22 protein-coding genes and 5 tRNA genes are annotated in these 24,152 nt (G+C 40.5%); 23 read left to right on the forward strand and 4 right to left on the reverse strand.

Annotated features, from left to right (window positions below):
- Window positions 1-103 precede the first annotated feature (103 nt).
- The 6 genes from truA (at window position 104) to purF (ending at window position 6,221) form a co-directional block, all read left to right on the forward strand.
- Window positions 104-898 carry a tRNA pseudouridine(38-40) synthase TruA gene (gene truA / locus LOC50_RS03745; protein WP_036981890.1) on the forward strand — a complete coding sequence of 265 codons (795 nt, stop codon included), beginning with the start codon at window positions 104-106 and terminating at the stop codon, window positions 896-898.
- Window positions 899-1,074: 176 nt separating this feature from the next.
- Window positions 1,075-1,950 (forward strand): acetyl-CoA carboxylase, carboxyltransferase subunit beta, encoded by an 876-nt coding sequence (accD, locus tag LOC50_RS03750; RefSeq protein WP_069438649.1) that lies wholly within the window; start codon window positions 1,075-1,077, stop codon window positions 1,948-1,950.
- A gap of 25 nt (window positions 1,951-1,975) precedes the next feature.
- Complete coding sequence (folC, locus tag LOC50_RS03755) at window positions 1,976-3,241, forward strand: bifunctional tetrahydrofolate synthase/dihydrofolate synthase (protein WP_069438648.1); 1,266 nt, start codon at window positions 1,976-1,978, stop codon at window positions 3,239-3,241.
- 11 nt (window positions 3,242-3,252) lie between these two features.
- On the forward strand, window positions 3,253-3,879 hold the full coding sequence (locus LOC50_RS03760; RefSeq protein ID WP_036981892.1) for an SPOR domain-containing protein: 627 nt from the start codon (window positions 3,253-3,255) through the stop codon (window positions 3,877-3,879).
- A 302-nt stretch (window positions 3,880-4,181) separates the two neighbouring features.
- Complete coding sequence (locus LOC50_RS03765; RefSeq protein ID WP_008111063.1) at window positions 4,182-4,676, forward strand: CvpA family protein; 495 nt, start codon at window positions 4,182-4,184, stop codon at window positions 4,674-4,676.
- Window positions 4,677-4,694: 18 nt separating this feature from the next.
- Window positions 4,695-6,221, forward strand: a complete 1,527-nt coding sequence (gene purF / locus LOC50_RS03770) for an amidophosphoribosyltransferase (protein ID WP_013465461.1) — start codon at window positions 4,695-4,697, stop codon at window positions 6,219-6,221.
- Between the two features lie 87 nt (window positions 6,222-6,308).
- Here the strand turns inward: purF and LOC50_RS03775 are convergent, their stop codons facing one another.
- A complete protein-coding gene (locus LOC50_RS03775) occupies window positions 6,309-6,908 on the reverse strand; it encodes a Yip1 family protein (protein WP_250653649.1) in 600 nt (199 codons plus the stop codon).
- 199 nt (window positions 6,909-7,107) lie between these two features.
- Between LOC50_RS03775 and miaE the strand changes: the two genes are divergently transcribed.
- The 4 genes from miaE (at window position 7,108) to LOC50_RS03790 (ending at window position 9,504) form a co-directional block, all read left to right on the forward strand.
- The gene (gene miaE / locus LOC50_RS03780; protein ID WP_069438646.1) at window positions 7,108-7,878 is read left to right on the forward strand and encodes a tRNA isopentenyl-2-thiomethyl-A-37 hydroxylase MiaE; all 771 of its coding nucleotides are present in this window, start codon (window positions 7,108-7,110) and stop codon (window positions 7,876-7,878) included.
- Window positions 7,879-8,203: 325 nt separating this feature from the next.
- The gene (locus LOC50_RS17350) at window positions 8,204-8,338 is read left to right on the forward strand and encodes a hypothetical protein (RefSeq protein WP_282447287.1); all 135 of its coding nucleotides are present in this window, start codon (window positions 8,204-8,206) and stop codon (window positions 8,336-8,338) included.
- 102 nt (window positions 8,339-8,440) lie between these two features.
- Window positions 8,441-8,794 (forward strand): hypothetical protein, encoded by a 354-nt coding sequence (locus LOC50_RS03785; protein ID WP_502934578.1) that lies wholly within the window; start codon window positions 8,441-8,443, stop codon window positions 8,792-8,794.
- Window positions 8,795-9,123: 329 nt separating this feature from the next.
- Window positions 9,124-9,504, forward strand: coding sequence for a sensor histidine kinase (locus LOC50_RS03790; RefSeq protein WP_250653650.1), 381 nt, complete (start codon window positions 9,124-9,126; stop codon window positions 9,502-9,504).
- A 19-nt stretch (window positions 9,505-9,523) separates the two neighbouring features.
- On the opposite strand, the gene LOC50_RS03795 is transcribed toward LOC50_RS03790, so the two are convergent.
- The gene (locus LOC50_RS03795) at window positions 9,524-10,258 is read right to left on the reverse strand and encodes a UDP-2,3-diacylglucosamine diphosphatase (RefSeq protein ID WP_036981895.1); all 735 of its coding nucleotides are present in this window, start codon (window positions 10,256-10,258) and stop codon (window positions 9,524-9,526) included.
- Window positions 10,259-10,325: 67 nt separating this feature from the next.
- Window positions 10,326-10,817 carry a peptidylprolyl isomerase gene (locus LOC50_RS03800; RefSeq protein WP_008111051.1) on the reverse strand — a complete coding sequence of 164 codons (492 nt, stop codon included), beginning with the start codon at window positions 10,815-10,817 and terminating at the stop codon, window positions 10,326-10,328.
- A 154-nt stretch (window positions 10,818-10,971) separates the two neighbouring features.
- Between LOC50_RS03800 and cysS the strand changes: the two genes are divergently transcribed.
- Both cysS and LOC50_RS03810 read left to right on the forward strand, forming a co-directional pair.
- On the forward strand, window positions 10,972-12,351 hold the full coding sequence (gene cysS / locus LOC50_RS03805) for a cysteine--tRNA ligase (RefSeq protein WP_250653651.1): 1,380 nt from the start codon (window positions 10,972-10,974) through the stop codon (window positions 12,349-12,351).
- Window positions 12,352-12,539: 188 nt separating this feature from the next.
- Entirely contained in the window at window positions 12,540-13,436 is an 897-nt protein-coding gene (locus tag LOC50_RS03810; protein WP_250653652.1) for a DMT family transporter, read from the forward strand.
- 30 nt (window positions 13,437-13,466) lie between these two features.
- Here LOC50_RS03810 and folD read toward each other — a convergent pair whose 3' ends face one another.
- Window positions 13,467-14,321, reverse strand: coding sequence for a bifunctional methylenetetrahydrofolate dehydrogenase/methenyltetrahydrofolate cyclohydrolase FolD (folD, locus tag LOC50_RS03815; protein WP_036981898.1), 855 nt, complete (start codon window positions 14,319-14,321; stop codon window positions 13,467-13,469).
- A 348-nt stretch (window positions 14,322-14,669) separates the two neighbouring features.
- Here folD and LOC50_RS03820 point away from each other — a divergent pair.
- The 11 genes from LOC50_RS03820 (at window position 14,670) to ppiD (ending at window position 24,124) form a co-directional block, all read left to right on the forward strand.
- Window positions 14,670-14,746 (forward strand) — tRNA-Pro (locus LOC50_RS03820).
- A gap of 55 nt (window positions 14,747-14,801) precedes the next feature.
- A tRNA-Arg gene (locus LOC50_RS03825) sits at window positions 14,802-14,878 on the forward strand.
- Between the two features lie 24 nt (window positions 14,879-14,902).
- Window positions 14,903-14,978: transfer RNA gene (locus LOC50_RS03830), tRNA-His, on the forward strand.
- 18 nt (window positions 14,979-14,996) lie between these two features.
- Window positions 14,997-15,073, forward strand: a tRNA-Pro gene (locus tag LOC50_RS03835).
- A 56-nt stretch (window positions 15,074-15,129) separates the two neighbouring features.
- Window positions 15,130-15,206: transfer RNA gene (locus LOC50_RS03840), tRNA-Pro, on the forward strand.
- 353 nt (window positions 15,207-15,559) lie between these two features.
- Window positions 15,560-16,864 carry a trigger factor gene (tig, locus tag LOC50_RS03845; protein ID WP_036981899.1) on the forward strand — a complete coding sequence of 435 codons (1,305 nt, stop codon included), beginning with the start codon at window positions 15,560-15,562 and terminating at the stop codon, window positions 16,862-16,864.
- A gap of 159 nt (window positions 16,865-17,023) precedes the next feature.
- Window positions 17,024-17,641 (forward strand): ATP-dependent Clp endopeptidase proteolytic subunit ClpP, encoded by a 618-nt coding sequence (gene clpP / locus LOC50_RS03850; protein WP_013465450.1) that lies wholly within the window; start codon window positions 17,024-17,026, stop codon window positions 17,639-17,641.
- A 131-nt stretch (window positions 17,642-17,772) separates the two neighbouring features.
- Window positions 17,773-19,056, forward strand: coding sequence for an ATP-dependent protease ATP-binding subunit ClpX (clpX, locus tag LOC50_RS03855; RefSeq protein ID WP_069438641.1), 1,284 nt, complete (start codon window positions 17,773-17,775; stop codon window positions 19,054-19,056).
- 149 nt (window positions 19,057-19,205) lie between these two features.
- Window positions 19,206-21,566: an endopeptidase La gene (gene lon / locus LOC50_RS03860; RefSeq protein WP_250653653.1), complete on the forward strand. Its 2,361-nt coding sequence runs from the start codon at window positions 19,206-19,208 to the stop codon at window positions 21,564-21,566.
- A gap of 210 nt (window positions 21,567-21,776) precedes the next feature.
- Entirely contained in the window at window positions 21,777-22,049 is a 273-nt protein-coding gene (gene hupB / locus LOC50_RS03865; RefSeq protein ID WP_008111035.1) for a nucleoid-associated protein HU-beta, read from the forward strand.
- A gap of 173 nt (window positions 22,050-22,222) precedes the next feature.
- Entirely contained in the window at window positions 22,223-24,124 is a 1,902-nt protein-coding gene (ppiD, locus tag LOC50_RS03870) for a peptidylprolyl isomerase (protein WP_069438640.1), read from the forward strand.
- The last annotated feature ends 28 nt before the right edge of the window (window positions 24,125-24,152 follow it).

Below are 24,152 nucleotides of genomic sequence, written 5' to 3' on the forward strand. Positions count from 1 at the left end.
TTTTTTGTATCGCATAGTTAGGAACCTTAGTTCGCTGCTTTTATTGGAACGCCATATAGCATAAAATGCAGCGTCGATTAGCACAGTAGGTAAAGCAGTAATTATGCGAGTAGCACTTGGAGTAGAATACAATGGCGCACGTTACAGTGGTTGGCAGCGTCAATCACACGTAAATAGTGTACAACAAGAAGTAGAAAAAGCGTTGTCGCGCATTTGTAATCATCCAGTTGAAATTGTATGTGCAGGGCGTACCGATGCCGGTGTACATGGCACTGGACAAGTAGTGCATTTTGATACACATGCTGAACGTGAAATGGTGGCCTTTACATTAGGCATGAACACCTTATTACCCAAAGATATTGCTATTCGTTTTGCACAACCTGTGGCGGAAGACTTTCATGCCCGCTTTAGTGCAACTGCTCGTCGTTATCGTTATGTTATTTACAATTATGCGTTTCGTGGTGCGGTATTAAATGAAGGTGTTACACATTTTCATCACCCATTAGATGAAATGAAAATGCAGCAGGCGTGTCAATATTTACTAGGTGAGCATGACTTTACCTCGTTTAGAGCGCTGCACTGCCAAGCTAATACGGCAACGCGAACGATTCATCATTTATCGGTACAGCGCCAAGGTGCTTATGTCATTATTGATATTAAAGCTAATGCGTTTTTACACCATATGGTACGTAATATTACGGGTTGTTTAATGGATATTGGCTTACATAAACATGAACCAATTTGGTTAAAAGAGCTGCTAGATGTTAAAGAGCGAGCTAAAGCGAGCGCTACAGCAAAAGCAGCAGGTTTATATTTAGTGGATGTTGATTATCCAGAACATTTTAATATCCCTAGAACGCCGCTAGGACCATTGTTTTTAGCCGATAGTGATATTTGATAAGTAACGAGGTGCGTATATTTTGAGGCTAAATTTATACGCTGTTATTCGTATTGCTAACTACTAAGACCAGTTTTTTATACCGTGACAGCGTAATTCATGTTTTAATTGGAAAAATTTGTTTGCATGGTTAACATGTAGACTCGCGACACAGAACAGCATTAAGAGAGTTGCAAATGAGTTGGCTAGAAAAAATCTTACCAAAAACGACTAAGTCTTCAGGTCGTAAAGAAATTCCAGAAGGTGTATGGGCTAAATGTACGTCATGTGATTCAATTTTATATAAAGCAGAATTAGAAAAATCACTGAACGTATGCCCTAAATGCGATCATCATATGCGTGTTAGTGGTCGTAAACGTCTTGAACAGTTTTTAGATGAAGGCGATCGTCACGAGTTAGGTGCCCAACACGAGCCTAAAGATGTGCTTAAATTTAGAGACTCAAAAAAATACTCAGATCGTATCAATGCAGCTCAAAAGTCAAGCGGTGAAAAAGACGCGCTTGTCGCAATGAAAGGGAACCTAAAAGGTATTCCGGTTGCTGCTGTTGCATTTGAATTCTCATTTATGGGTGGCTCAATGGCATCGGTAGTGGGTGCCCGTTTTGTTGACGCGGTTGACCAATGTTTAGAGCATAATATGCCGCTAATTTGTTTTTCTGCATCGGGCGGTGCACGTATGCAAGAAGCCCTTATGTCACTTATGCAAATGGCTAAAACCAGTGCGGCACTGGCTAAAATGACTGAAAAAGGTCTACCGTTTATTTCTGTAATGACAGATCCAACAATGGGTGGTGTATCAGCATCATTGGCAATGCTTGGTGATATTAACGTTGCAGAGCCTAAAGCTTTGATTGGTTTTGCCGGTCCGCGTGTTATTGAACAAACTGTTCGCGAAACGCTACCAGAGGGTTTCCAACGCAGTGAATTCTTGTTAGAACACGGCGCAATCGACATGATTATAGACCGACGAGAAATGCGCGATACGCTAGCACGCGTACTTGCTAAATTTATGAACTTGCCTTCTACGGAACAAGAGCATAGAGTAGCGTAAATTTCAGCTTTACTGATTACATGCTATGACAAAAACAATTCCTAGCCAATCATCAAGCCTTGATGATTGGCTTTGTTATTTAGAAAGTGTTCACCCTGCAAATATAGAGATGGGACTTGAACGCGTCGCTACTGTTGCAAACAACATTGGCTTATTAAACACTTCCAGCAAAATTATTCTTATTGGCGGCACAAACGGCAAAGGCACAACTGCGCGCTGTTTAGAATCGTTATTAATTGCGCAAGGTTACAGCGTAGGTACGTATGCCTCCCCTCATTTAATTCGATACAACGAGCGAGTGCGCGTTAATGGCGCAGAGCTTGATGATCAATACCATGTCGATGCGTTTAATTTATTAGAACAAGGTCGTGGTGACACCCCACTGACTTATTTTGAATATGGCACCTTAGGCGCGTTAGCAATATTCAAGCGTTTAGAGGTTGATTACGTGCTGTTAGAGGTAGGTTTAGGCGGGCGTTTTGACGCGACCAATATTGTTACCCCCTATGCCAGCATCATTACCACGATTGACTTAGATCATAAAGAATACTTAGGTGACACGCGTGAATTAGTTGCTTATGACAAAGCGGGTATTTTTCGAGAGAGTACTCCTGCAATTATTGGGGACTTAAATATTCCGCATACAATGACCGATTATGGTAAAGAAATTAACGCTAATATGGTGTTATCTGGCAGCGACTTTATTTTTAAAGAGCACGCGCAGAGTTTTAGTTGGCAATTTAAAGAGCATAATCTTGAGTTACCTAAACCAGCAATTCCATGTCAAAACGTAGCCACGGCACTAACCGCACTATCGGTATTAAACTTATTACCGAGCGATGAGGTGATTACTCAGTGTTTAGTGAACTTAGTCGTTGAGGGACGTTTTCAACAACTAAGTGCAGAGCCATTAGTGTATACCGATGTGGCACATAACCCTGAATCAGCTCGCTATTTAGCGACTAAATTAGCAAGCTATAAAGATAAAGGCTTTAAAATTCATGCATTAGCCGCTATGCTTGCTGATAAAGATAAGGTCGGTGTGCTTAAAGAAGCTAGTGATGTAGTAGATGAATGGTCGTTTGCGAGCTTAGAGGGCCCACGCGGCGATAGCGCTGCTAATCTACATCAGGCACTTTTAAGTATTCCTAATAGTTATTTTAAACAGGGTTATAATAGCGTAGAGGCAGCATTGGATACTATCTTGCCAAACCAGCCAAGTAACACACTATTAATTGTATTTGGTTCATTTTTTACCGTGGCTGGCGCTATTCATTACTTTAAAAAATAGAGAGGATGTCGGTGAACTCAGGTTTTATTAATCGCTTAGTCGGTACAAGTATTGTGGTGATCGCAGCAATTGTGTTTATTCCCAATATACTCGATGGTGAAAAAGCGCACTATAAAGAAGGCTTTAAAGCGATTCCAGAACGCTCTGAGTTCAAGACCATTGATTTACAAGAATCAATTGATCAGCAAGTGGCAAATACAGAACCATTAAAAGAGGATGAAATTGAAGATATTCAGCCTGATGATGCTGCATTTGAGCAACAAAACAGCTCTGCTGAAACTGACGTTACTGCACAGCCAGCAATGGTTGAAGCGGTCATAGCCGATACAAAGCAAGGCACAGTAACTACCGGGCAAAATAACGCTACGCGTAATACTAATGAAAACTTAACAAGTATGGCGTATGTCATTCAGCTTGGTAGTTTTTCTCATGCGGCAAATGTAAAAGCGTTGCAGGCAAAGCTAAAAACGAAAGGTTTTAAAAGCTTTACTAGGCCAATTAAAACGCCAAATGGTACTTTAACTAAAGTATTTGTAGGGCCGTCATTAAATAAAAATGAGCTGCAGTCTCAACTTCCCGCGCTGAAAGAGCTAACTAAACTAAACGGTAAAGTTACTCAATTTGAAGTGACCAAATAAATTCAATAAAAGGAAGTGTGTTTATCGTAAGATATTACACACTTACCTCGTCTTGTTTTATACGTTTAACTAGACCTTTATCCCATTTTTAGCTCGCTACCTTTACTTATCAATGCCCACACAAAAATAGCAAAATAGATGCGCTATAAACAAAATGTTTGTTGTTTTTATAATGGTGAATCTGCGCTATTTTTAATCTAATAATGGTGTGTGTTTACTCACCTGTAATCTCACGCTTAAACTTGCATCACAAGGAGGTTTAGGTATAGAATGCGCCCAAAATTAGCGACTAATTGGTTCTTATGATCTGGGTTGATTACGCCATTATTGGCATTATTGCACTCTCTACCATCATCGGTTTAATACGCGGCTTTGTTAAAGAAGCTATGTCATTAGCGGTATGGGCAGGGGCTTTCATCATCTCCAGCTTATTTTATCAATATTTAGCTTCCTTCCTAACATCCATTTCTGAACCCCTTTTAAGAAATGCGGCGGCCATTGCCATATTATTCTTTGCGACGCTATTGTTAGGCGGTTTACTAAACTATATTTTAGGTGAGCTTGTACAGCGAACCGGATTATCCGGCACAGACCGTGTTTTTGGTGTGGTGTTTGGTGCTCTTCGAGGCGTGTTGGTCGTGAGCGCGTTACTCTTCTTTCTTGATGCTTTTACTGGTGCGCCTAATACGCATTGGTGGGGCAACTCCATTTTGATTCCAGAATTTGGCTTTGTAGTTGAATGGTTCTTTTCGTACCTAGAAAACAACTCGAGCTTTTTAAATTCAGTAAACCGTTAATCGGCGAGGATAAATTACATGTGTGGTATCGTTGGAATAGTCGGAACATCGCCAGTTAATCAGGCGATTTATGATGGCTTAACCGTTTTGCAACACCGTGGCCAAGATGCTGCGGGTATCATAACTATTGAGAACAATACATTTAGCTTGCGCAAAGCAAATGGCCTAGTGAAAGATGTATTTCACACTCGTCATATGAAACGTTTGCAAGGCAACATTGGCATTGGCCATGTGCGCTACCCAACGGCGGGTTCTTCAAGCTCGTCAGAGGCTCAGCCGTTTTATGTAAACTCTCCATTTGGTATAGCGCTTGCGCATAATGGTAACTTAACCAATGCCGAGTCGTTAAAAGAGCAGTTATTTTCAGAGGCACGTCGCCATGTTAATACGACTTCTGATTCTGAAATTTTACTTAACATCATGGCGCATGAGCTAAGTAAATCAGACAAACTAAAATTAGACCCTGAAGACATTTTCACCGCGGTTACTGAAGTCAACAATAAAGTAAGTGGCGGTTATGCCACTATCGCCATGATTATCGGTCATGGTATTGTGGCGTTTCGCGATCCAAACGGTATTCGTCCATTGGTGTTTGGTAAACGTGAATCAGCAAACGGCACTGAATACATGTTTGCCTCAGAAAGCGTAGCATTAAAGCCTGACGGTTTTGAATTTGTTCGTGACGTTGCCCCAGGCGAAGCTATTTATGTTACTGAAAATGGAGAGTTTCACTCTTTAAGCTGTGCAGATAAAGTGTCTTACTCACCGTGTATTTTTGAATTTGTTTATTTTGCGCGACCGGATTCAACCATTGACCGTATGTCAGTGTATGCAGCGCGTGTAAATATGGGGACTAAGTTAGGTGAAAAAGTAGCGCGTGAATGGGCAGACAAAGACATTGATGTGGTTATTCCTATTCCTGAAACCTCGTGTGATATTGCATTAGAAATGGCACGCGTGCTTGACTTACCGTATCGCCAAGGCTTTGTTAAAAACCGCTATATTGGCCGTACGTTCATTATGCCAGGTCAAGAGCTACGTAAAAAATCAGTTCGCCAAAAACTCAATGCGATTGACCGTGAGTTTAAAGGTAAAAATGTCCTACTTGTTGATGACTCAATTGTACGTGGTACCACCTCAGCACAAATTGTAGAGATGGCACGCGAGTCAGGCGCTAAAAATGTTTACTTTGCATCAGCAGCACCTGAAATACGCTTTCCAAATGTATACGGTATAGATATGCCATCTGCGGCAGAACTTATTGCACACGGCCGTGAAGTAGAAGATATTAACCAAAGCATTAGCTCTGATGGTTTAATCTTTCAATCGTTAAGCGATTTAATTGCTGCCGTTAGCCAAGAAAACCCAGAGATCACTAAGTTTGAAACATCAGTGTTTGACGGACAATACATTACTGGCGACATTGATCAAGATTACTTAAACCGTATAGATAAGCTGCGCAACGATTCAGCTAAAAGCATCCGTGAAAACGCGATGTCATCTGGTTTAGAAATACATAATCAAGATGAAAACGAATCTGATTAATAATGTAATGTTAGCCTGATAGTATTTTAAGGCTAATAAAAAAAGGAGCTTAACAGCTCCTTTTTTGCGTCTATGATAAAGGAATATTTAAGTAAACATGGGGCTGATAATGCCGTTGGTCCATAGCATAGCGGTAAGCGCTAATATAATAACCAGTAAAATTAACCCGCATGTAACAACAGAGCTTGCATAAATAAAGCCGCGCTCCTGCGGAATGTGCATCAAAATTGGCACGCCGGTGTACAGTAAATAAACTGAGTAGGCCAGGGCCACTAACCCAACACACACCACAAACCACAGCTCAGGCCAAAAAGCAGCCAATGCTGACATAAATACCGGTGTAGCGGTATAAGCTGCCAGCTCAATTGTTTGGGTAAAAGTCGGTTTAGCACCAAAAGTAACCGCCATCCAATGGGCTAAATAGGCCAGTGCAAATACACCGCCAATTAAAGCGAAATACATGGCTGCGCCAATCATCAGTGCGCTTTCATGGGTTAAAAATACCGGATTACCTGTACCTATACTCCAGCCTAAGTAAACCGATGAGTAGTACCCCATTGCTGAGGGAAATAAAGCGATAAGCAAAATATGCGATAAGCTATAGGTTAAGCTTTCGTGACGGTTATCAATTGTTTGCCATTCTTCGAGTGGGTGGGCGTATAAGCCCCATAGGTGATTTAGTATCATTGCGTGCTCTCCATAAAAGGATATATTACTGTTTGGTTATAATTGGTTTGTTTTTATACAGTCCATTTAGTTATGGTTCAGTAAGTATACAAAGTCAAGTTATCCACATGCTTGCAATAAGAGCGAGTGTTTATTTTATTCAGCGTAATATTTCATGTTAAAATGCCATAATCGCAATTTTTAGCAATGAGTAGTCAGCGTGCCACATAGCCAGCTTTTAGAGCCAATTAACAATTTTTTATTATGCAGTACTCCCGATGAGTGGGTTGAACAAGCAATCAAAAAAGAAAACTTACCCATCATATTAATTGATCACTTAATATGTGAATTAAAAGCGGCGCAAAGTGCCATGTTTTTAATTCGTAAGTATGCAGTAGATAAAGACAGCAGTGATGCACTGCTTGAATGGCTTAAACCGTTTGAAACGCTTATTTATAAACGTGAGGGAAATTGGCGTGATTTAGCGGCTAAAAATAAACTCACTAAATCCATTATCCCTAAATCTAACTCGCCTTATGGCCAAGATTTAATTGATAAAATGGTAATGCTGATAAAAGAAGAGCTGCATCATTTCTATCAAGTCCTCGAAATTATGGATGAATACGGTGTTGAATATAAAAGTATAACGCCATGTCGTTATGCCAAAGGCATGCTACGCAATGTTAAAACGTTTGAGCCTAATGCCTTAGTTGATAAGCTTATTGTAGGTGCTTACATAGAAGCTCGCTCGTGTGAACGCTTTGCCAAGCTTGCCCCGCATGTAGATAAACGCTTAGGGGATTTTTATATTTCATTGCTGCGCTCTGAGGCACGTCATTACCAAGATTATTTAACCCTTGCTCAAGACATTGCTGATTTTGATATCACCGAGCGGGTAAAAGAATTTGCTGAAATAGAAGCACAGTTAATTTTATCTGATGACGAAGACTTTAAGTTTCACAGTGGAACACCGTTAAGTAAAAGTGCTTAGTATATTTGAGTGCTTACATTGCTTTGTGATTCATTTTAATAAAAGGGCCATACCTTATTTATTATTGGGTGAGAATGTATGCAAGATAAAGAGGATTATTTGTATTTGCAGCTGAAGCAGAACAAGCAGATACAGATCTGAAAACTTGGAAAATATTAACCGTTGAGCATGCACCCTGATATTGCACTTTTTTTATAGACGTGGTGATGGAGGAGGATGACTCGGGTCTGCGTTTAGTGAATACTATTCGAGAGGTCATCGGTAACGCAGAAATGCGTATTGTGCTGTTAAGAGGCAACCTGGTTTTGCACCAGAGAGCGATATCATGAAAATGCTCGATATCGATGAATACTGGAATAAATCAGATATTACAGCAGATAAGCTGCAATCAATTGTTAATAGTAACATACGTACATGGGAGTATATTTCACAAATTAGGTCAGCTAAGCAAGGTTTATAGCTGGTACTTGAAGCATCTAGAAGTATTAACGCTAAGCACGATATGTCCTCTTTCCTATGCTGTGCTTAAAGAGATTAGCAGTTTCAAAATCAGCTATTAGCCTTGTCACATAAATTACATATTGAAAAGATAGAACTAGATATCGTTAACCGTGAGCTTGATGCCACAATTAAGCAGCAGCAACTGCAAGAAGGGTTAATTGAAGCGCAAAAACTTTCCTCATTAGGGTTGCTCGTGGCAGGTGTTGCTCATGAAATGAATACGCCTATCGGTGGAACCGTTATTTCTGTTTCAAATGCAGATATGGCATTGAATAAATTAAATGAAGCGATGAAACAGGGGCAGACTAAATCAACGTTAGAAAGTATTACAACAAGTATTGGAGAGAGCCTAGCGCTGGCTAAAATTAATTTAAATAAAACCGCCGTATTAGTAAAAAACCTGAACTCCGGATAATAAATCCATCTCAAGCAGCTATTTTCAGCGCTAACTGTGTTGAATTTACTTGCAATAGGCTAGCTATTGACGCGTAATTTCGCCTTGTTTTCACTAAAAATCTCTAGCTTGAGAAAATAAAAATAAATATCATTTTGATTCAATATGTTAGTAAATCTCTTAACCAGAGTTCAGGTTAAAAAGTTTAAAAAAAATGGCGATTGATCGCCATAATGATGAATTTATAGCATGTGATATTGAAAAAATTATTGAAGAGCTATTATTGTCATTAAACTGCAGGTTAAAAACTCGCCAATAAAAGTGAAAACTATTTTTTACTTAATAAACAGATGATTAGCTTGCCAGGTATTATTTCTCAGGTGGTCGAAAACTTAGTGGTTAATGCGCTAAACCATGCTTTTGATGAAAAGCAGGAAGGGGTAATAGAAATAAAAGTCGAACAAGCGACTAATAATAGGGTGAGGCTGAGCGTGTCAGATAATGGCAAAGGTGCTAATAGTGAGATAAAGGCAGATATATTTGAACCCTTTTATACTACAGCTAGAGGTAAAGGTAACACGGGTTTAGGTTTATATATAGTTTATCAATGGGTAACCCAGGTTTTAAAAGGGGACATCAAACTTCATTCAGAACCACAAAGCGATACCTATTCTAAAACACAATTTATTATTACTTTACCTGACTTAAAAGCAAAGTCTCATTACGATTAGTCAATAAAGGCTAAAAACCCTACAAGGGGGTCGAAACTAACTCTTGAAAATTAGGGGTCACCACTAAATACGATCCTTGAGTATACCAATCGCCCAATACTGTGCGAGTAAGCGTTTGGTTATTAACTTCATAGGTATGTACATCAGGGCGGTGAGTATGGCCGTGGATCATATTAGCCACGTTATGTTTGGCGAAGGTTTCGAGTACTGCGCTTTGCACCACATCCAGTATTTCTATTGGCTTATTAGCTTGGCTGAGCTTACTTTTTTCACGTGCATCACGGGCTATTTTTTTACGATACCACAATGGCATAGCAAGCATAAGTTTAGGCCACCACCAACCACGGCTCTTTCGACGAAACTTTTGGTACTCAACATCCTGGGTACACATTTCATCACCGTGCAAAATGACAGTAGGAGTGCCGTAGAGGTCGATCACTGTTTGCTCATTCAGTAAGGTCATTCCTGCCATATCGGCGTACTGTTCTCGCATGATAAAGTCGCGATTACCGTGTACAAAATAAATAGGAATACCTAAGTTATTAACCGCTTTTAGTTGTTCTGCCACTGCTGCTGAGAGTTCGCTAACATAATCGTCACCAACCCAAACTTCAAAAAAATCACCTAAAATATATAGGGCGTCTACTTTTTGAGGAACAATATGGGAGTGTAAAAATTTAAAAAATGCCGCTGTAATATCTGGGCGATTTTCACTCAAATGTAAATCGGCAATAAAGTAGGTTTGGCGAGTCATGGTGATTCCAGTTAAATAAAAGCGGGTGAATACCCGCTTTATGTATTCTGTGAAGAATAAGGAGGTTTTAGCTTACAGTTACACTTTCAATTACCACATCTTCAAGTGGTACATCTTGGTGAAAACCATTACTACCTGTAGCAACACCTTTGATTTTATTTACTACGTCCATGCCTTCCACTACTTCAGCAAACACACAGTAACCCCAGCCTTGTGATGTTTCACTGCTGTGATTTAAAAAGTCGTTGTTATTCACGTTAATGAAAAATTGCGCTGTAGCTGAGTGTGGATCAGGCGTACGCGCCATTGCTAAAGTACCTACTTTGTTAGATAGGCCGTTGTTAGCTTCATTTTCAATTGGGTCGTTTACTTCTTTTTGCTCCATGCCAGATGCAAAACCACCGCCTTGAACCATAAAACCATCAATTACACGGTGAAAAATAGTGCCGTTATAAAAACCTGAGTTTGCATACTCTAAAAAGTTTTTTACTGTATTTGGAGCTTCGCTTTCGTGCATTTTAATGGTGATATCACCAAAGTTTGTGTGTAGAACAACCATGAGGTTTCCTATAGCTAGTTTAAATATTGGCGCTATTTTATCGTAGTTGACCCAGATTAACAAAGTAGATGTTAGGTTTGTTATAAACCGCTAGAGCCCGTGCTTAGCAAGTGGTAACATAGCTTTTCTGTTAATCGTGAAGGAAAGCAACTAAATGGTACAAATATACAACACACTGACACGCCAAAAAGAAGAGTTTAAACCTATGGTCGATGGAAAAATCGACATGTATGTGTGTGGTATCACCATTTATGATTACTGTCACATTGGCCATGCACGCACATTTGTGGGTTTTGATGTAATTGTTCGCTACCTTCGCCACTTAGGTTACGATTTAAAGTATGTACGTAATATTACCGATGTTGATGATAAAATTATCAAGCGCGCAAATGAAAACGGTGAGGCGATTAACGACTTAACCGTGCGTATGACTAAAGCCATGCATGAAGACTTTGACAGTTTAAATATGCTACGTCCTGATATAGAGCCAACCGTAACCGGCCACATGGATGAAATTATTGCTATGGTTGAGCGTTTGATTGCCAAAGGCCACGCTTATGTTGCAGCCGATGGTGATGTATTGTTTGATGTTTCTACCTTTGAGCAGTACGGAGCGCTTTCGCAACAAGATTTAACCATGTTGCAATCAGGTTCGCGTGTTGAAGTAGCACAAGATAAAGACGACCCAATTGACTTTGTTTTATGGAAAAAAGCCAAAGCAGGGGAGCCGTCGTGGTCATCACCTTGGGGTGAGGGTCGCCCTGGTTGGCACATAGAATGTTCAGCGATGAGTTCAAAGCACTTAGGAGAGCATTTTGATATTCATGGTGGTGGTTCAGATTTACAGTTCCCACATCACGAAAACGAAATTGCGCAATCATGCTGTGCAAATAACGGCCAATACGTTAATACTTGGATCCACACCGGTATGGTACAAGTTAACAAAGAGAAGATGTCTAAATCGTTAGATAACTTTTTTACTGTCCGTGAAGTATTAAAACAATATGACGCTGAGTCGGTTCGATACTTTTTAATATCAGGCCATTACCGCAGCCAGCTTAATTACTCGCAAGAAAACTTAGACCAAGCACGTTCATCACTTGAGCGTATTTACACGGCATTACGTGGTGTTGAGCCAGTTGAATGTGAGCTTGAAGATAATGAGTATGTGGCTAAGTTTAGAAAAGCTATGAATGATGACTTTAATTCGCCAGAAGCATTACCGGTTGTATTTGAAGTTGCTAAAGAGCTAAATCGAGTAAAAGACAGTGATAGCGAAAAAGCAGGACATTTAGCCTTTATTCTACGTAGCTTAGGTGAAATACTTGGTATTGCTCAACAAGCACCAGAGGCATTTTTACAAGGCAGTCAAAACGACGATGAAGTGGCTGAAATTGAGGCACTGATTGTAAAACGTAATGACGCACGTGCGAGTAAAAATTGGGCTGCAGCAGATGAAGCTCGCGATGCTTTAAATGCACTGGGTGTAATACTTGAAGATTCAGCGGGAAAAACAACGTGGCGTAAAGCATAGAGGTTATTAACCTTTGCGGATTTAGCCATAACGCGCGGATCACAAAAAAAGGGTTGCCATAGGGTAACCCTTTTTTGGTTATATCAATTGCATTAAATTGATTATGTTTTTAATAAAATTGATATTCTTGACCTCAATTATGGTTGAGGTTTTAAACTCGCATTCATCAGTTTAAAAATGGAAAATTAATGAATATTTTACTTGCCATGATCCCTGCTTTTTTATGGGGAACAACTTATGCGGTAACTAAATACGCAACCCCAGAGTGGCCGCCAATTTTATTAGGAGCCATACGTGCACTGCCTGCTGGTTTATTATTGCTGTTATTTAAACCTTCTTGGCCAACAGCAAAGCAATGGCCTGGTATCTTTTTAATCGGCACGATTAATATTGCGCTATTTTTTAGTTTTATTTTTGTAATGGCAATTAACCTACCTGCAGCTATTGCAGGCGTGGGTATGGTGTCTGTACCGGTAGTGGCATTATTGTATGCCTGGCTTGTTAAACGCCAACAGCCTGCGCTAGTGCAAGGTTTTTGTGCCCTTGCTTTAGTGGTTTTAGCATGGCGCTTATTTGATCCACAACATGTAGCACTTAATATATTGGGAGTAGTGGCACTGCTAGGGGCGCTATTAACTATTGTTATAGGCAGTACGCTGGTAAAAAAAGTAACCGCTAAAGTACACTGGTGGACGGTACTCACCTGGCAGTTAATCATTGGCGGTAGCTTGTTAGCAATTGCCGCTATGGTTCAAGCTTTTTATTTTGCTCCACAGCAGTATCAATTTTTAACTACATCAATAACTAGCACCCAATGGCTGGCGTTATTTTGGCTGGTGATACCTAACACTGCTTTGGCTTACATCCTATATGTTTGGTTATTAGGACGAATGTCAGTAGTTGAATTTACTTTTGGCACTATAGCCAACCCAATTGCCGGTATTTTATGTGCAGGTATATTAATTAACGAGCAGTATGCAAATTGGCAATACGCGATTATGTTATTAATGATTGTGTTTTCGGTTTTGCCACAAGGCTTGGACTTAATAAAACGTAGAATGATGATACAAAAAGCCCGCAATTAAGCGGGCTCTTCATTGCTTTGTTTTTGCTTATTAGCTGTGATATTTCTCACACGCTTCTAATGTATTTTCAATTAAGCTGGCAACTGTCATCGGGCCTACACCACCTGGTACAGGAGTAATAAAGTCAGCTTTTTGTTCTGCAACGGCGTACTCAACGTCGCCCACTAATTTACCGCTGTCCAAACGGTTAATACCCACATCAATAACAATCGCACCGTCTTTTATCCAATCGCCAGGAATAAACTCTGGTTTGCCTACGGCAACAACCAGTAAATCAGCACGGCGAACATGGGTTTCTAAATCTTGGGTAAACTTATGACAAACAGTAGTAGTACAGCCAGCTAACAACAGTTCAAGTGACATAGGACGACCTACAATATTAGAGGCGCCCACAACCACTGCGTGCATGCCTTTGTAACGCACGCCAGTTGAATCTAATAAGGTGATAATACCTTTAGGTGTACATGGGCGAAGGGCTGGCATACGCTGCGCCAAACGACCAATGTTATAAGGATGAAAGCCATCGACATCTTTATGCGGGGTAATACGCTCAAGAATTTTTTCCGCGTCTAAGCCTGCAGGTAAAGGAAGTTGCACTAAAATACCGTCAACCTCGCCATCAACATTCAATTCATCAATTAATGCTAATAGTGCTTGCTCTGTAGTGTCTGCGGGTAAATCAAATGATTTAGAAATAAAACCAACTTCTTCACAGGCTTTACGTTTTGAACCAACGTAAACTTGGCTTGCTGGGTCTTGTCCAACCAGCACCACAGCTAATCCTGGGGCTCTTAGGTTTTGTGCAACACGTTCTGAAACTCGTTCAGCCACTGCGCTACGTACTTGTTTTGCTACTGCTTTACCATCAATGATGTTTGCCGTCATGGGTGACCTTTAATTAGGTTAATTAACTTGATACCGATACATTTAAAAAACGAATGCATATATAGGGGTTAAAATGCCGATAAAGAAAAACACCTTTACCTTACTCATTTTTTAATATGGCGACTATTTTCGCAGAAAAGCGGTTGAGCGCCAAGTTGCTTTTAAATTATAAGCCTCCGAATTATAAAAAAAGAGTTTAAAATTTATCCCTGTATCGTAATATTTGAGCATTATGAACTAAAAATGAGCAATTGATTTTTTTTTTAAAAAAACGTTTGACCTAACCCGGTCAAATCACTATTATGCACCCCGTTGTCAACGAGGTCACTCGCAGACAATAGTAAGTATCGGCGATTAGCGCAGTTTGGTAGCGCACTTGGTTTGGGTCCAAGGGGTCGCAGGTTCAAATCCTGCATCGCCGACCATTTTTATGTTTACTCATAACAATTTAACTTACTAGTGAACTATGAAGTTTTCGATGCGCCCATAGCTCAGCTGGATAGAGCAACGCCCTTCTAAGGCGTCGGTCGAAGGTTCGAATCCTTCTGGGTGCGCCATTTTGAAAACATTGTAATGCCGTGGTGATTGTAGCTCAGTTGGTAGAGCCCCGGATTGTGATTCCGGTTGTCGTGGGTTCGAGCCCCATCAGTCACCCCAATTTACAAAAAAGAATATCGGCGATTAGCGCAGTTTGGTAGCGCACTTGGTTTGGGTCCAAGGGGTCGCAGGTTCAAATCCTGCATCGCCGACCACTTTATTATAAGTGGTCTTAAATCCTAAATTTGAGTATTCGAGAAAATATCTACATCGGCGATTAGCGCAGTTTGGTAGCGCACTTGGTTTGGGTCCAAGGGGTCGCAGGTTCAAATCCTGCATCGCCGACCATTTTCCCCTAAGTAAAACACATCTAAATTCTACTTTTATTACGCAACCCCCTTAATTTTTTCTTTACTAATCGTATTTTCACTTAATTAGTCTGTTTTTTATTCGCTTAGTCGTTATCTACCCTGATCTACCCCAAATAATTGCCCCCTACACTCGACTATCATAAATATTAGGTTATAATGCCGCGTCTATTTGTTTAATAATATAGTGCCCGAAGGGCAGAGCAGCAATGGTATCTCCTGGTAGCGACGGATTTTTTTAAGCCCAAAGCTTGAATTTTATCAAGACGCCTATAGATTACTTTGTTTGTAAGGAAGGCGAACAGTCGCCAAAATTGAATATTGAGGTAAATCATGCAAGTTTCTGTTGAGACGACTCAAGGCCTTGAGCGCCGTCTGACCATCACCGTTCCTGCAGAGAACGTTGAGACCGAAGTAAAAAAACGCTTACAACAACTGTCAAAAACGCAGCGTATCGACGGTTTCCGTGCTGGTAAAGTTCCAGTATCAGTAATCAACAAGCGTTTCGGACCAGCTGTTCGTCAAGAAGTTGCTGGCGAAGTAATGCAACGTAATTACATTGAAGCAATTGTTGCTGAAAAAATTAACCCTGCAGGCGCACCGACATTTGCTCCTAAAGCGCTTGAAGCAGGTAAAGATTTAGAGTTTTCAGCAACATTTGAAGTTTACCCTGAAATTGAAGTTCAAGGTTTAGAGAAAATTGCTGTTGAAAAACCAGCGGTAGAAGTTACGGACGAAGATTTAGCAAACATGCTAGAAACACTTCGTAAGCAACACGCTTCTTGGGCTGATGTTGATGCAGCGGCTGGCGCAAACGACCGTGTAACGGTTGATTTCGTTGGTACTATCGACGGCGAAGAATTTGAAGGCGGCAAAGCTGAAGACTTCCCATTAGAACTTGGGCAAGGTCGTATGATCCCAGGTTTTGAAGATAACATCGTTGGTAAAAAAGCAGGCGAAGAAGTGGTTGCTGATGTAACTTTCCCTGAAGATTACCATGCTGAAAACTTAAAAGGTAAAGCGGCTCAATTCACTATCACAGTGAAAAAAGTGGAAGCGCAAGAATTACCTGAATTAAGCGATGAGTTTGCAACTAAATTCGGTGTTACCGAAGGCGGCGTAGACGCGCTTAAAGAAGAAGTTAAAAAGAACATGACGCGTGAGCTAGACCAAGCGGTTAAAGCTAACGTAAAAGACCAAGCAATCAAAGGTCTTTTAGAGCAAAACGAAGTTGAAGTGCCTAAAGCATTAATCGACCAAGAAGTTGACGCTCTACGTGAGCAAGCTGCTCAACGTTTTGGTGGCAATGGTCAAAACATGCCAGAGCTTCCAGCTGAATTGTTCCACGAACAAGCTGTAACACGTGTTAAAACTGGCCTATTATTAGGTGAAGTGATTAAAGCGAATGACATCAAAGTTGATGACGCTAAAGTTGAAGCATTGATTGCTACTGTAGCTTCTGCATACGAAGATCCAACTGAAGTAGTAGAATACTACAAAGCAAATGATCAACTAATGCAACAAATGCGTAATGTAGCAATGGAAGAGCAAGCTGTTGAAGCTATTTTAGCTAAAGCAACTGTGACTGATGTTGAAAAAGCATTTGATGACATCATGAATCCACAGCAAGGTGCATAATAAGTCATTGACTTAAGCGCTCGCTAACGATTAAATGGCTCGTGTTACTCTGTTTATGCAGTGTGCCCGGGCCATTTTAGTTTGTGGTTCTTAATTAGCTAAAAATGATCATTATGCTTTTCTTAGAATAAGTATAAGCGCATAAGGAATTAAATAAGTATGAACACTGGTATGACAGATCCCCTAAACGCATTAGTCCCTATGGTTGTTGAGCAAACAGCTAAAGGCGAGCGCTCGTTTGATATTTATTCGAGACTATTAAAAGAGCGTATTATCTTTTTAACGGGCCAAGTTGAAGACAACATGGCAAACCTGATTTTAGCGCAAATGCTATTTTTAGAATCAGAGAACCCAGAGAAAGATATTTTCTTATATATCAATTCACCGGGTGGCTCTGTCACTGCGGGAATGGCTATTTACGATACAATGAACTTCATTAAACCAGACGTAAGCACAATCTGTGTAGGCCAAGCGGCTAGCATGGGCGCATTTTTATTGTCTGGTGGCGCGAAGGGTAAACGTTTTTGTTTACCAAATTCACGCGTGATGATTCACCAACCGTTAGGTGGATTCCAAGGTCAAGCGTCTGACTTTGAAATACACGCAAAAGAAATCCTGTCTATTAAAGACAAGTTAAATCGCTTAATGGCTGAGCATACTGGCCAACCGCTTGACGTTGTTTCACGCGATACAGACCGTGACAATTTTATGAGTGCAAGCCAGGCTGTAGATTACGGTATTGTTGACTCAGTATTTACTAATCGCGGTAGCAAGTAAGTATGCCTGCAAGCAGTGATGCTTGCTAATGAGAGTTACTATGCGAAAAACACTAAATTTTGGTATAGTTAAAGCGTATTAAAATAGCCACCAAGACTTTGGTGGCCAACGTAATAAAATGAGGTAGCTGAATGTCTGACACTCCTACAGACGGCGACAAAAGTAATAAATTGTTATACTGCTCTTTTTGCGGCAAAAGCCAGCATGAAGTTCGAAAATTAATTGCAGGACCTTCAGTATACGTTTGTGATGAATGTGTAGAGCTGTGTAATGATATTATCAGGGAAGAAATTAAAGACATCGCGCCTAAGCATGATGCCGTTGACAAATTACCTGTGCCAAAAGAAATTCGTAACCACTTAGACGACTACGTAATTGGCCAAGAGCATGCGAAAAAAGTGTTGTCTGTAGCGGTTTACAATCACTACAAGCGTTTACGCAACCAATCAACTAAACAAGACGTTGAACTAGGTAAAAGTAATATTTTATTAATTGGTCCAACTGGGAGTGGTAAAACACTACTAGCTGAAACGTTAGCACGTTTGCTAGATGTGCCGTTTACAATGGCCGATGCCACAACGTTAACCGAAGCCGGTTATGTGGGTGAAGATGTTGAAAACATCATTCAAAAGCTTTTACAAAAATGTGACTACGACGTAGAAAAAGCACAACGTGGTATTGTTTACATTGATGAAATTGACAAAATTTCACGTAAATCAGATAACCCATCAATCACCCGTGATGTATCAGGTGAAGGTGTACAACAAGCCTTACTTAAACTGATTGAAGGTACAGTGGCTTCTGTTCCGCCACAAGGTGGACGTAAACATCCACAGCAAGAGTTCCTGCAAGTAGACACTTCTAAAATTCTGTTTATTTGTGGTGGTGCATTTGCTGGTCTTGATAAAGTTATTGAACAGCGTAGCCACAAAAACACCGGTATTGGTTTTGGTGTTGACGTTAAAGAGTCGGCAGCGAGCCGCTCTTTAAGTGAAACATTTAAAGATGTTGAGCCAGAAGATTTAGTAAAATATGGTTTAATTCCAGAGTTTATTGGCCGTTTACCTGTTGTTGCTACATTGACTGAACTTGATGAAGCTGCACTGGTACAAATTTTAAGTGAGCCTAAAAACGCTATTACTAAGCAATTTTCAGTATTGTTTGGGATGGAAGACGTTGAGCTTGAGTTTCGTGATGATGCACTACGTGCTATTGCTCATAAAGCAATGGAACGTAAAACCGGTGCACGTGGCCTGCGTTCAATCGTAGAAGGTGTATTGCTTGATACTATGTATGAGCTGCCTTCAATTGATAACGTTAGCAAAGTGGTTGTTGATGAAACCGTTATTAAAGGCGAGTCTGATCCTATCTTAATTTATGATAGCAGTAATCAAGAACACGCTGCGGCAGATTAAATTCTGAGCGAATTATAAAAAAAGGGAGCCAATGGCTCCTTTTTTTATAATTAATTTAATCGAGTTAACAAAAATTGTTGAACTTTAATTAGGTTATCCCCATATACTTGAGTAATCTTTAAATAAATGAAGTGCAAAGAGAAAATACAATGACGCTTGAGAGAAACGATCGAGTCGAAATCCCTGTGCTAGCACTGCGCGATGTGGTGGTGTATCCACACATGGTGATCCCGCTTTTTGTAGGCCGTGAAAAATCAATAAAATGCCTTGAAGCGGCAATGGATAAAGACAAACAAATTTTCTTAGTTGCACAAAAAGATGCAACTGTAGACGAGCCTGAGAAAGACGATATTTATCGTGTAGGGACAATTGCGACTGTACTTCAATTATTAAAGCTACCCGATGGTACAGTAAAAGTATTAGTTGAAGGCACACAACGTGCGAATATCGAAGAGTTTGTTGATAACGAAGACTTTTTCGTTGCCAATGCACAGTTTATTGAATCTGATTCAGTAAACGAGCAAGAACAAGATATTTTTATTCGCAGTGCATTAAGCCAGTTTGAAGGCTATGTAAAATTAAATAAAAAAATTCCACCTGAAGTGATGACCTCGGTCTCTGGTATTGATGAGCCAGCGCGTCTTGCTGATACCATGGCTGCACATATGCCATTAAAAGTGCCTGAAAAGCAAAAAGTACTTGAAATATCAAGCGTTACAGAGCGTTTGGAGTACTTAATGGCGCTAATGGAAGGTGAAATAGATTTATTGCAAGTTGAGAAAAAAATTCGTACCCGCGTTAAAAAGCAGATGGAAAAATCGCAACGTGAGTATTACCTCAATGAGCAAATGAAAGCGATTCAAAAAGAGCTTGGCGAAATTGATGATGTACCAGATGAATTCGAAGCGCTAAAAAAACGCATCGAAGAGTCAGGTATGCCCAGCGAAGCAAAAGAAAAAGCCACCGCAGAGTTTAACAAACTTAAAATGATGTCGCCGATGTCGGCAGAGGCCAGTGTTGTTCGCTCATACATAGATACGTTAATCAACGTACCGTGGAAAAAACGCTCTAAAGTGAAAAAAGATTTAGCCGGTGCGCAAAAAATACTAGATAGCGATCACTACGGGCTTGATAAAGTCAAAGAACGCATTATTGAGTACCTCGCGGTACAGCAGCGTACCAATAAACTTAAAGGGCCAATTTTGTGTTTAGTAGGGCCGCCGGGGGTGGGTAAAACCTCACTTGGGCAATCTATTGCGCGTTCAACGGGTCGTAAGTACATTCGTATGGCACTGGGTGGCGTGCGTGATGAAGCCGAAATACGTGGTCACCGTCGTACTTACATTGGCTCTATGCCTGGTAAGTTGATTCAAAACATGACTAAAGTGGGCGTTAAAAACCCGTTATTCTTGTTAGATGAAATTGATAAAATGTCAGCGGATATGCGTGGCGACCCTGCATCAGCATTATTAGAAGTACTGGATCCTGAACAAAACAGTCACTTTGCGGATCATTATTTAGAAGTTAATTACGACTTATCTGATGTGATGTTTGTTGCAACCTCAAATAGCTTTAATATTCCAGGGCCTTTATTAGACCGCATGGAAGTGATTCGATTATCGGGTTACACCGAAGACGAAAAGCTAAATATTGCTAAAGAGCACTTAATTCCTAAGCAAATTAAGCGTAACGGTTTAAAAGCTAAAGAAGTTGAAATTGCCGACAGTGCCATCATTGGTATTATCCGCTATTACACCCGTGAAGCGGGCGTGCGTAATTTAGAGCGTGAAGTATCTAAGCTATGTCGTAAAGCAGTTAAAAATATCTTAATCGAGAAAGACACTAAAACAGTGACGATCGATGCAGATAACCTTGAAGAGTACTTAGGTGTGCAACGCTTTGATTATGGTAAAGCAGAAGACGGCGACCGTATTGGCCAAGTTACTGGCCTAGCATGGACAGAAGTAGGCGGTGACTTACTCACGATTGAATGTGCTGCAGTACCAGGTAAAGGTAAGCTGACCTATACAGGCTCGTTAGGCGATGTGATGCAAGAGTCGATTCAAGCGGCGATGACCGTTGTTCGTAATCGTGCTGATGAGCTGCGTATTAATAGCGACTTTTATGAAAAACGCGATATTCACGTACACGTACCTGAGGGCGCAACACCTAAAGATGGCCCAAGTGCCGGTATTGCAATGGTAACGTGTTTGGTTTCAAGCTTAACCGGTAATGCGGTGCGCTCTGATGTAGCCATGACAGGTGAAATTACCTTACGTGGTGAAGTATTGCCTATTGGTGGTTTAAAAGAGAAATTATTAGCGGCTCACCGTGGTGGGATTAAAACGGTCATCATTCCAAAAATTAACGAACGTGACTTAAAAGAGATACCTGACAATGTATTGGCGGGTCTTGATATTCACCCAGTTACATGGATTGATGAGGTATTAAAGCTTGCTTTAGTGCATCCAGTTGATAGTTTTTCAGTCGAAACTCCGAAAAAGCAGTAAAAAAGCCAAAAAAAGTGCTTTTAGGGGCTTTTCAAATCTAAACGGTATGATAAGTTAAGCACTGGTTTTCAAGCCTAGCCCTTGCAGGGCCTAGGCTTAAGAAAAATATAATCATATGAGCTTTAAATAAATGCTCAAAAATTTCAAAACAGTGATGTTAGTTTAAAAAAACAATCGCTCTTGATAACAACAATGAAAGAGGATGATATTGTGAATAAATCTCAATTAATCGATCAAATCGCAGCTGATGCTGACATTTCTAAAGCGGCTGCAGGTCGTGCACTAGATTCATTCATCGAATCTGTATCTGGCGCGCTAAAAGATGGCGACTCAGTTGCACTTGTTGGTTTTGGTACTTTCTCTGTACGTGAGCGTGCTGCTCGTGCAGGTCGTAACCCACAAACTGGTGAAACGATTCAAATTGCTGCAGCTAACATCCCAGCTTTCAAAGCCGGTAAAGCGCTTAAAGACGCAGTAAACTAATCATTGTGTAAACAATTTAGTTATGGCGAGTAAAGAGACGCTTAATTATTGCAATCGATAAATTAAGTTACTTCACCGCCAGTTACTTCAAGTGAAAAAGCGTATCTGGTAAGATACGCTTTTTTTACATATGACAAGGTAGAAAAGACCTTGGTCAGAAAAGAGATAAACAAATGCTTGAGAAAATCAGAGAAGGTTCGCAAGGGCCGGTAGCCAAAGTCATTTTAGGCGCGGTGATTTTATCTTTTGCCTTAGCTGGGATCGGTAGTTACTTAGGTCAAACCACAGAACAACCCGTTGCTGAAGTAAATGGAATTAAAATTAGCCAAACAGAATTTAGCCGTGCGTTTCAAAATGAACGTAGCCGCTTAGAACAACAATTTGGTGAATATTTTACCCAAATAGCAGCCGATCCAACTTATATGGCTCAAATACGTCAAGGCGTGATTGACCGTTTAGTACAACAAGAATTACAAAGCCAGTTAGCGACTGAGCTGGGTCTGCGTGTGAGTGATGAAAGTATTCGTCAAACAATTTTAGAGCTTCCTTATTTTAAAATTGGCGATCAATTTAATAACGACCGTTACTTACAAGTGATTCGTCAAATGAACTTCCAACCTGATTCATTTCGAGAGTACCTTCGTGATGATATGACACGTAGCCAGTTAGTGTCAGCGGTTGCAGGAACTGACTTTGCATTGCAAAACGAGCTTAAATCAGCCATTGCACTGCAACAACAAACTCGCAGCATTGATTATTTAGTCATCGATAAACAAGCAATGCAGGCTGATGTTGACGTTACTGATCAAGAAGTGGCTGATTATTACGAATTAAATGCAGGGCAATTTTTATCGCCAGAGCTTATTTCAGTTAATTACATTGAGTTAGATGCAGATGATATCGATGTTGCATCGGTAAGCGAAGACGACGTAAAAGCATATTATGAGCAGAGTAAAGCGCAATATGTTGAGCCTGAAAAACGTCGTGTATCACATATTTTAATTGATAACAGTGAAGATGACGATGCGGCAAAAGCCAAAGCTGAATCTTTATTGGCCCAGCTTAATGCGGGTGCTGATTTTGCACAATTAGCTGAATCGTCGTCAGATGACATTGTTAGCGCCGAAATGGGTGGTGACTTAGAGTGGATTGAACGTGATGTCATGGAGCCTGCATTTGAGGATGCTGCTTTTGCACTGCAAAACAAAGGTGATTACTCTGATGTAGTAGCCTCTGAATTTGGCTATCACATCATTAAACTTACAGACATTCAATCGCAGCAAGTTAAACCTTATGATGCCGTTAAAGCCGATTTACGCGCTGAACTTGAGCAAGCTGAAAAAGTGGATGCGTTTTACGAGAAGCAAACAGAAATGGGTGCATTAGCCTTTGAAATTTCTGACCGCTTAGACGATGCTGCTGAAGTAGCAGGTGTTGAAGTACAATCTACACCGCTATTAGCACTGAGTGCGCTTCCTGAGCCGCTTAATAATCCTGCGGTTATAACCGCATTATCATCAGTTGAATTACTAGAAGATAAAGTAAACTCAGAAGTAATCGAACTTGGTAATGAGCACGTGATTGTGGTTCGTGTTAACGAGCATCAACCAGCTGCAACTAAAGCATTGAGCGAAGTAAGCGAGCAAATTAAAACACGCTTAGTAAACGAAAAAGCGTCGGATCTTGCTAAAGAAAAAGCACGTACCTTATTTGCACAAATCAAAGACGGTAAGAGCTTAAATGACGTTGCTGCTGAGCAGTCACTAAGCGTTCGTCATGAGTCGCAACTTACTCGTGAAAGCTTTGCTGTTTCGCCTGCTATTGTTACCCAAGTATTTAAAATGGCGCACCCACATGATGGCGCAGTTTATGATGTAGTTAACTTAAACAATGGTGATGCTGCTATTGTTGCGCTTAATGCGGTAAATGATGCACCAGTGAGTGACAGCATTGAGCCACAAATGAAGCAAAATATCACCATGGCCCAAGCACAGAAAAACTATACGGTATTCATTGAGTCGCTTAAGCAACAAGCGGAACTAAAAGTACCAAAAGCAGCGCAACCTGCTGAATAAATCATAGCTAAACTATAAAAGGCGCCAA

This window comes from Pseudoalteromonas sp. SCSIO 43095 (assembly GCF_023650455.1).
Taxonomy (GTDB): domain Bacteria; phylum Pseudomonadota; class Gammaproteobacteria; order Enterobacterales; family Alteromonadaceae; genus Pseudoalteromonas; species Pseudoalteromonas tetraodonis.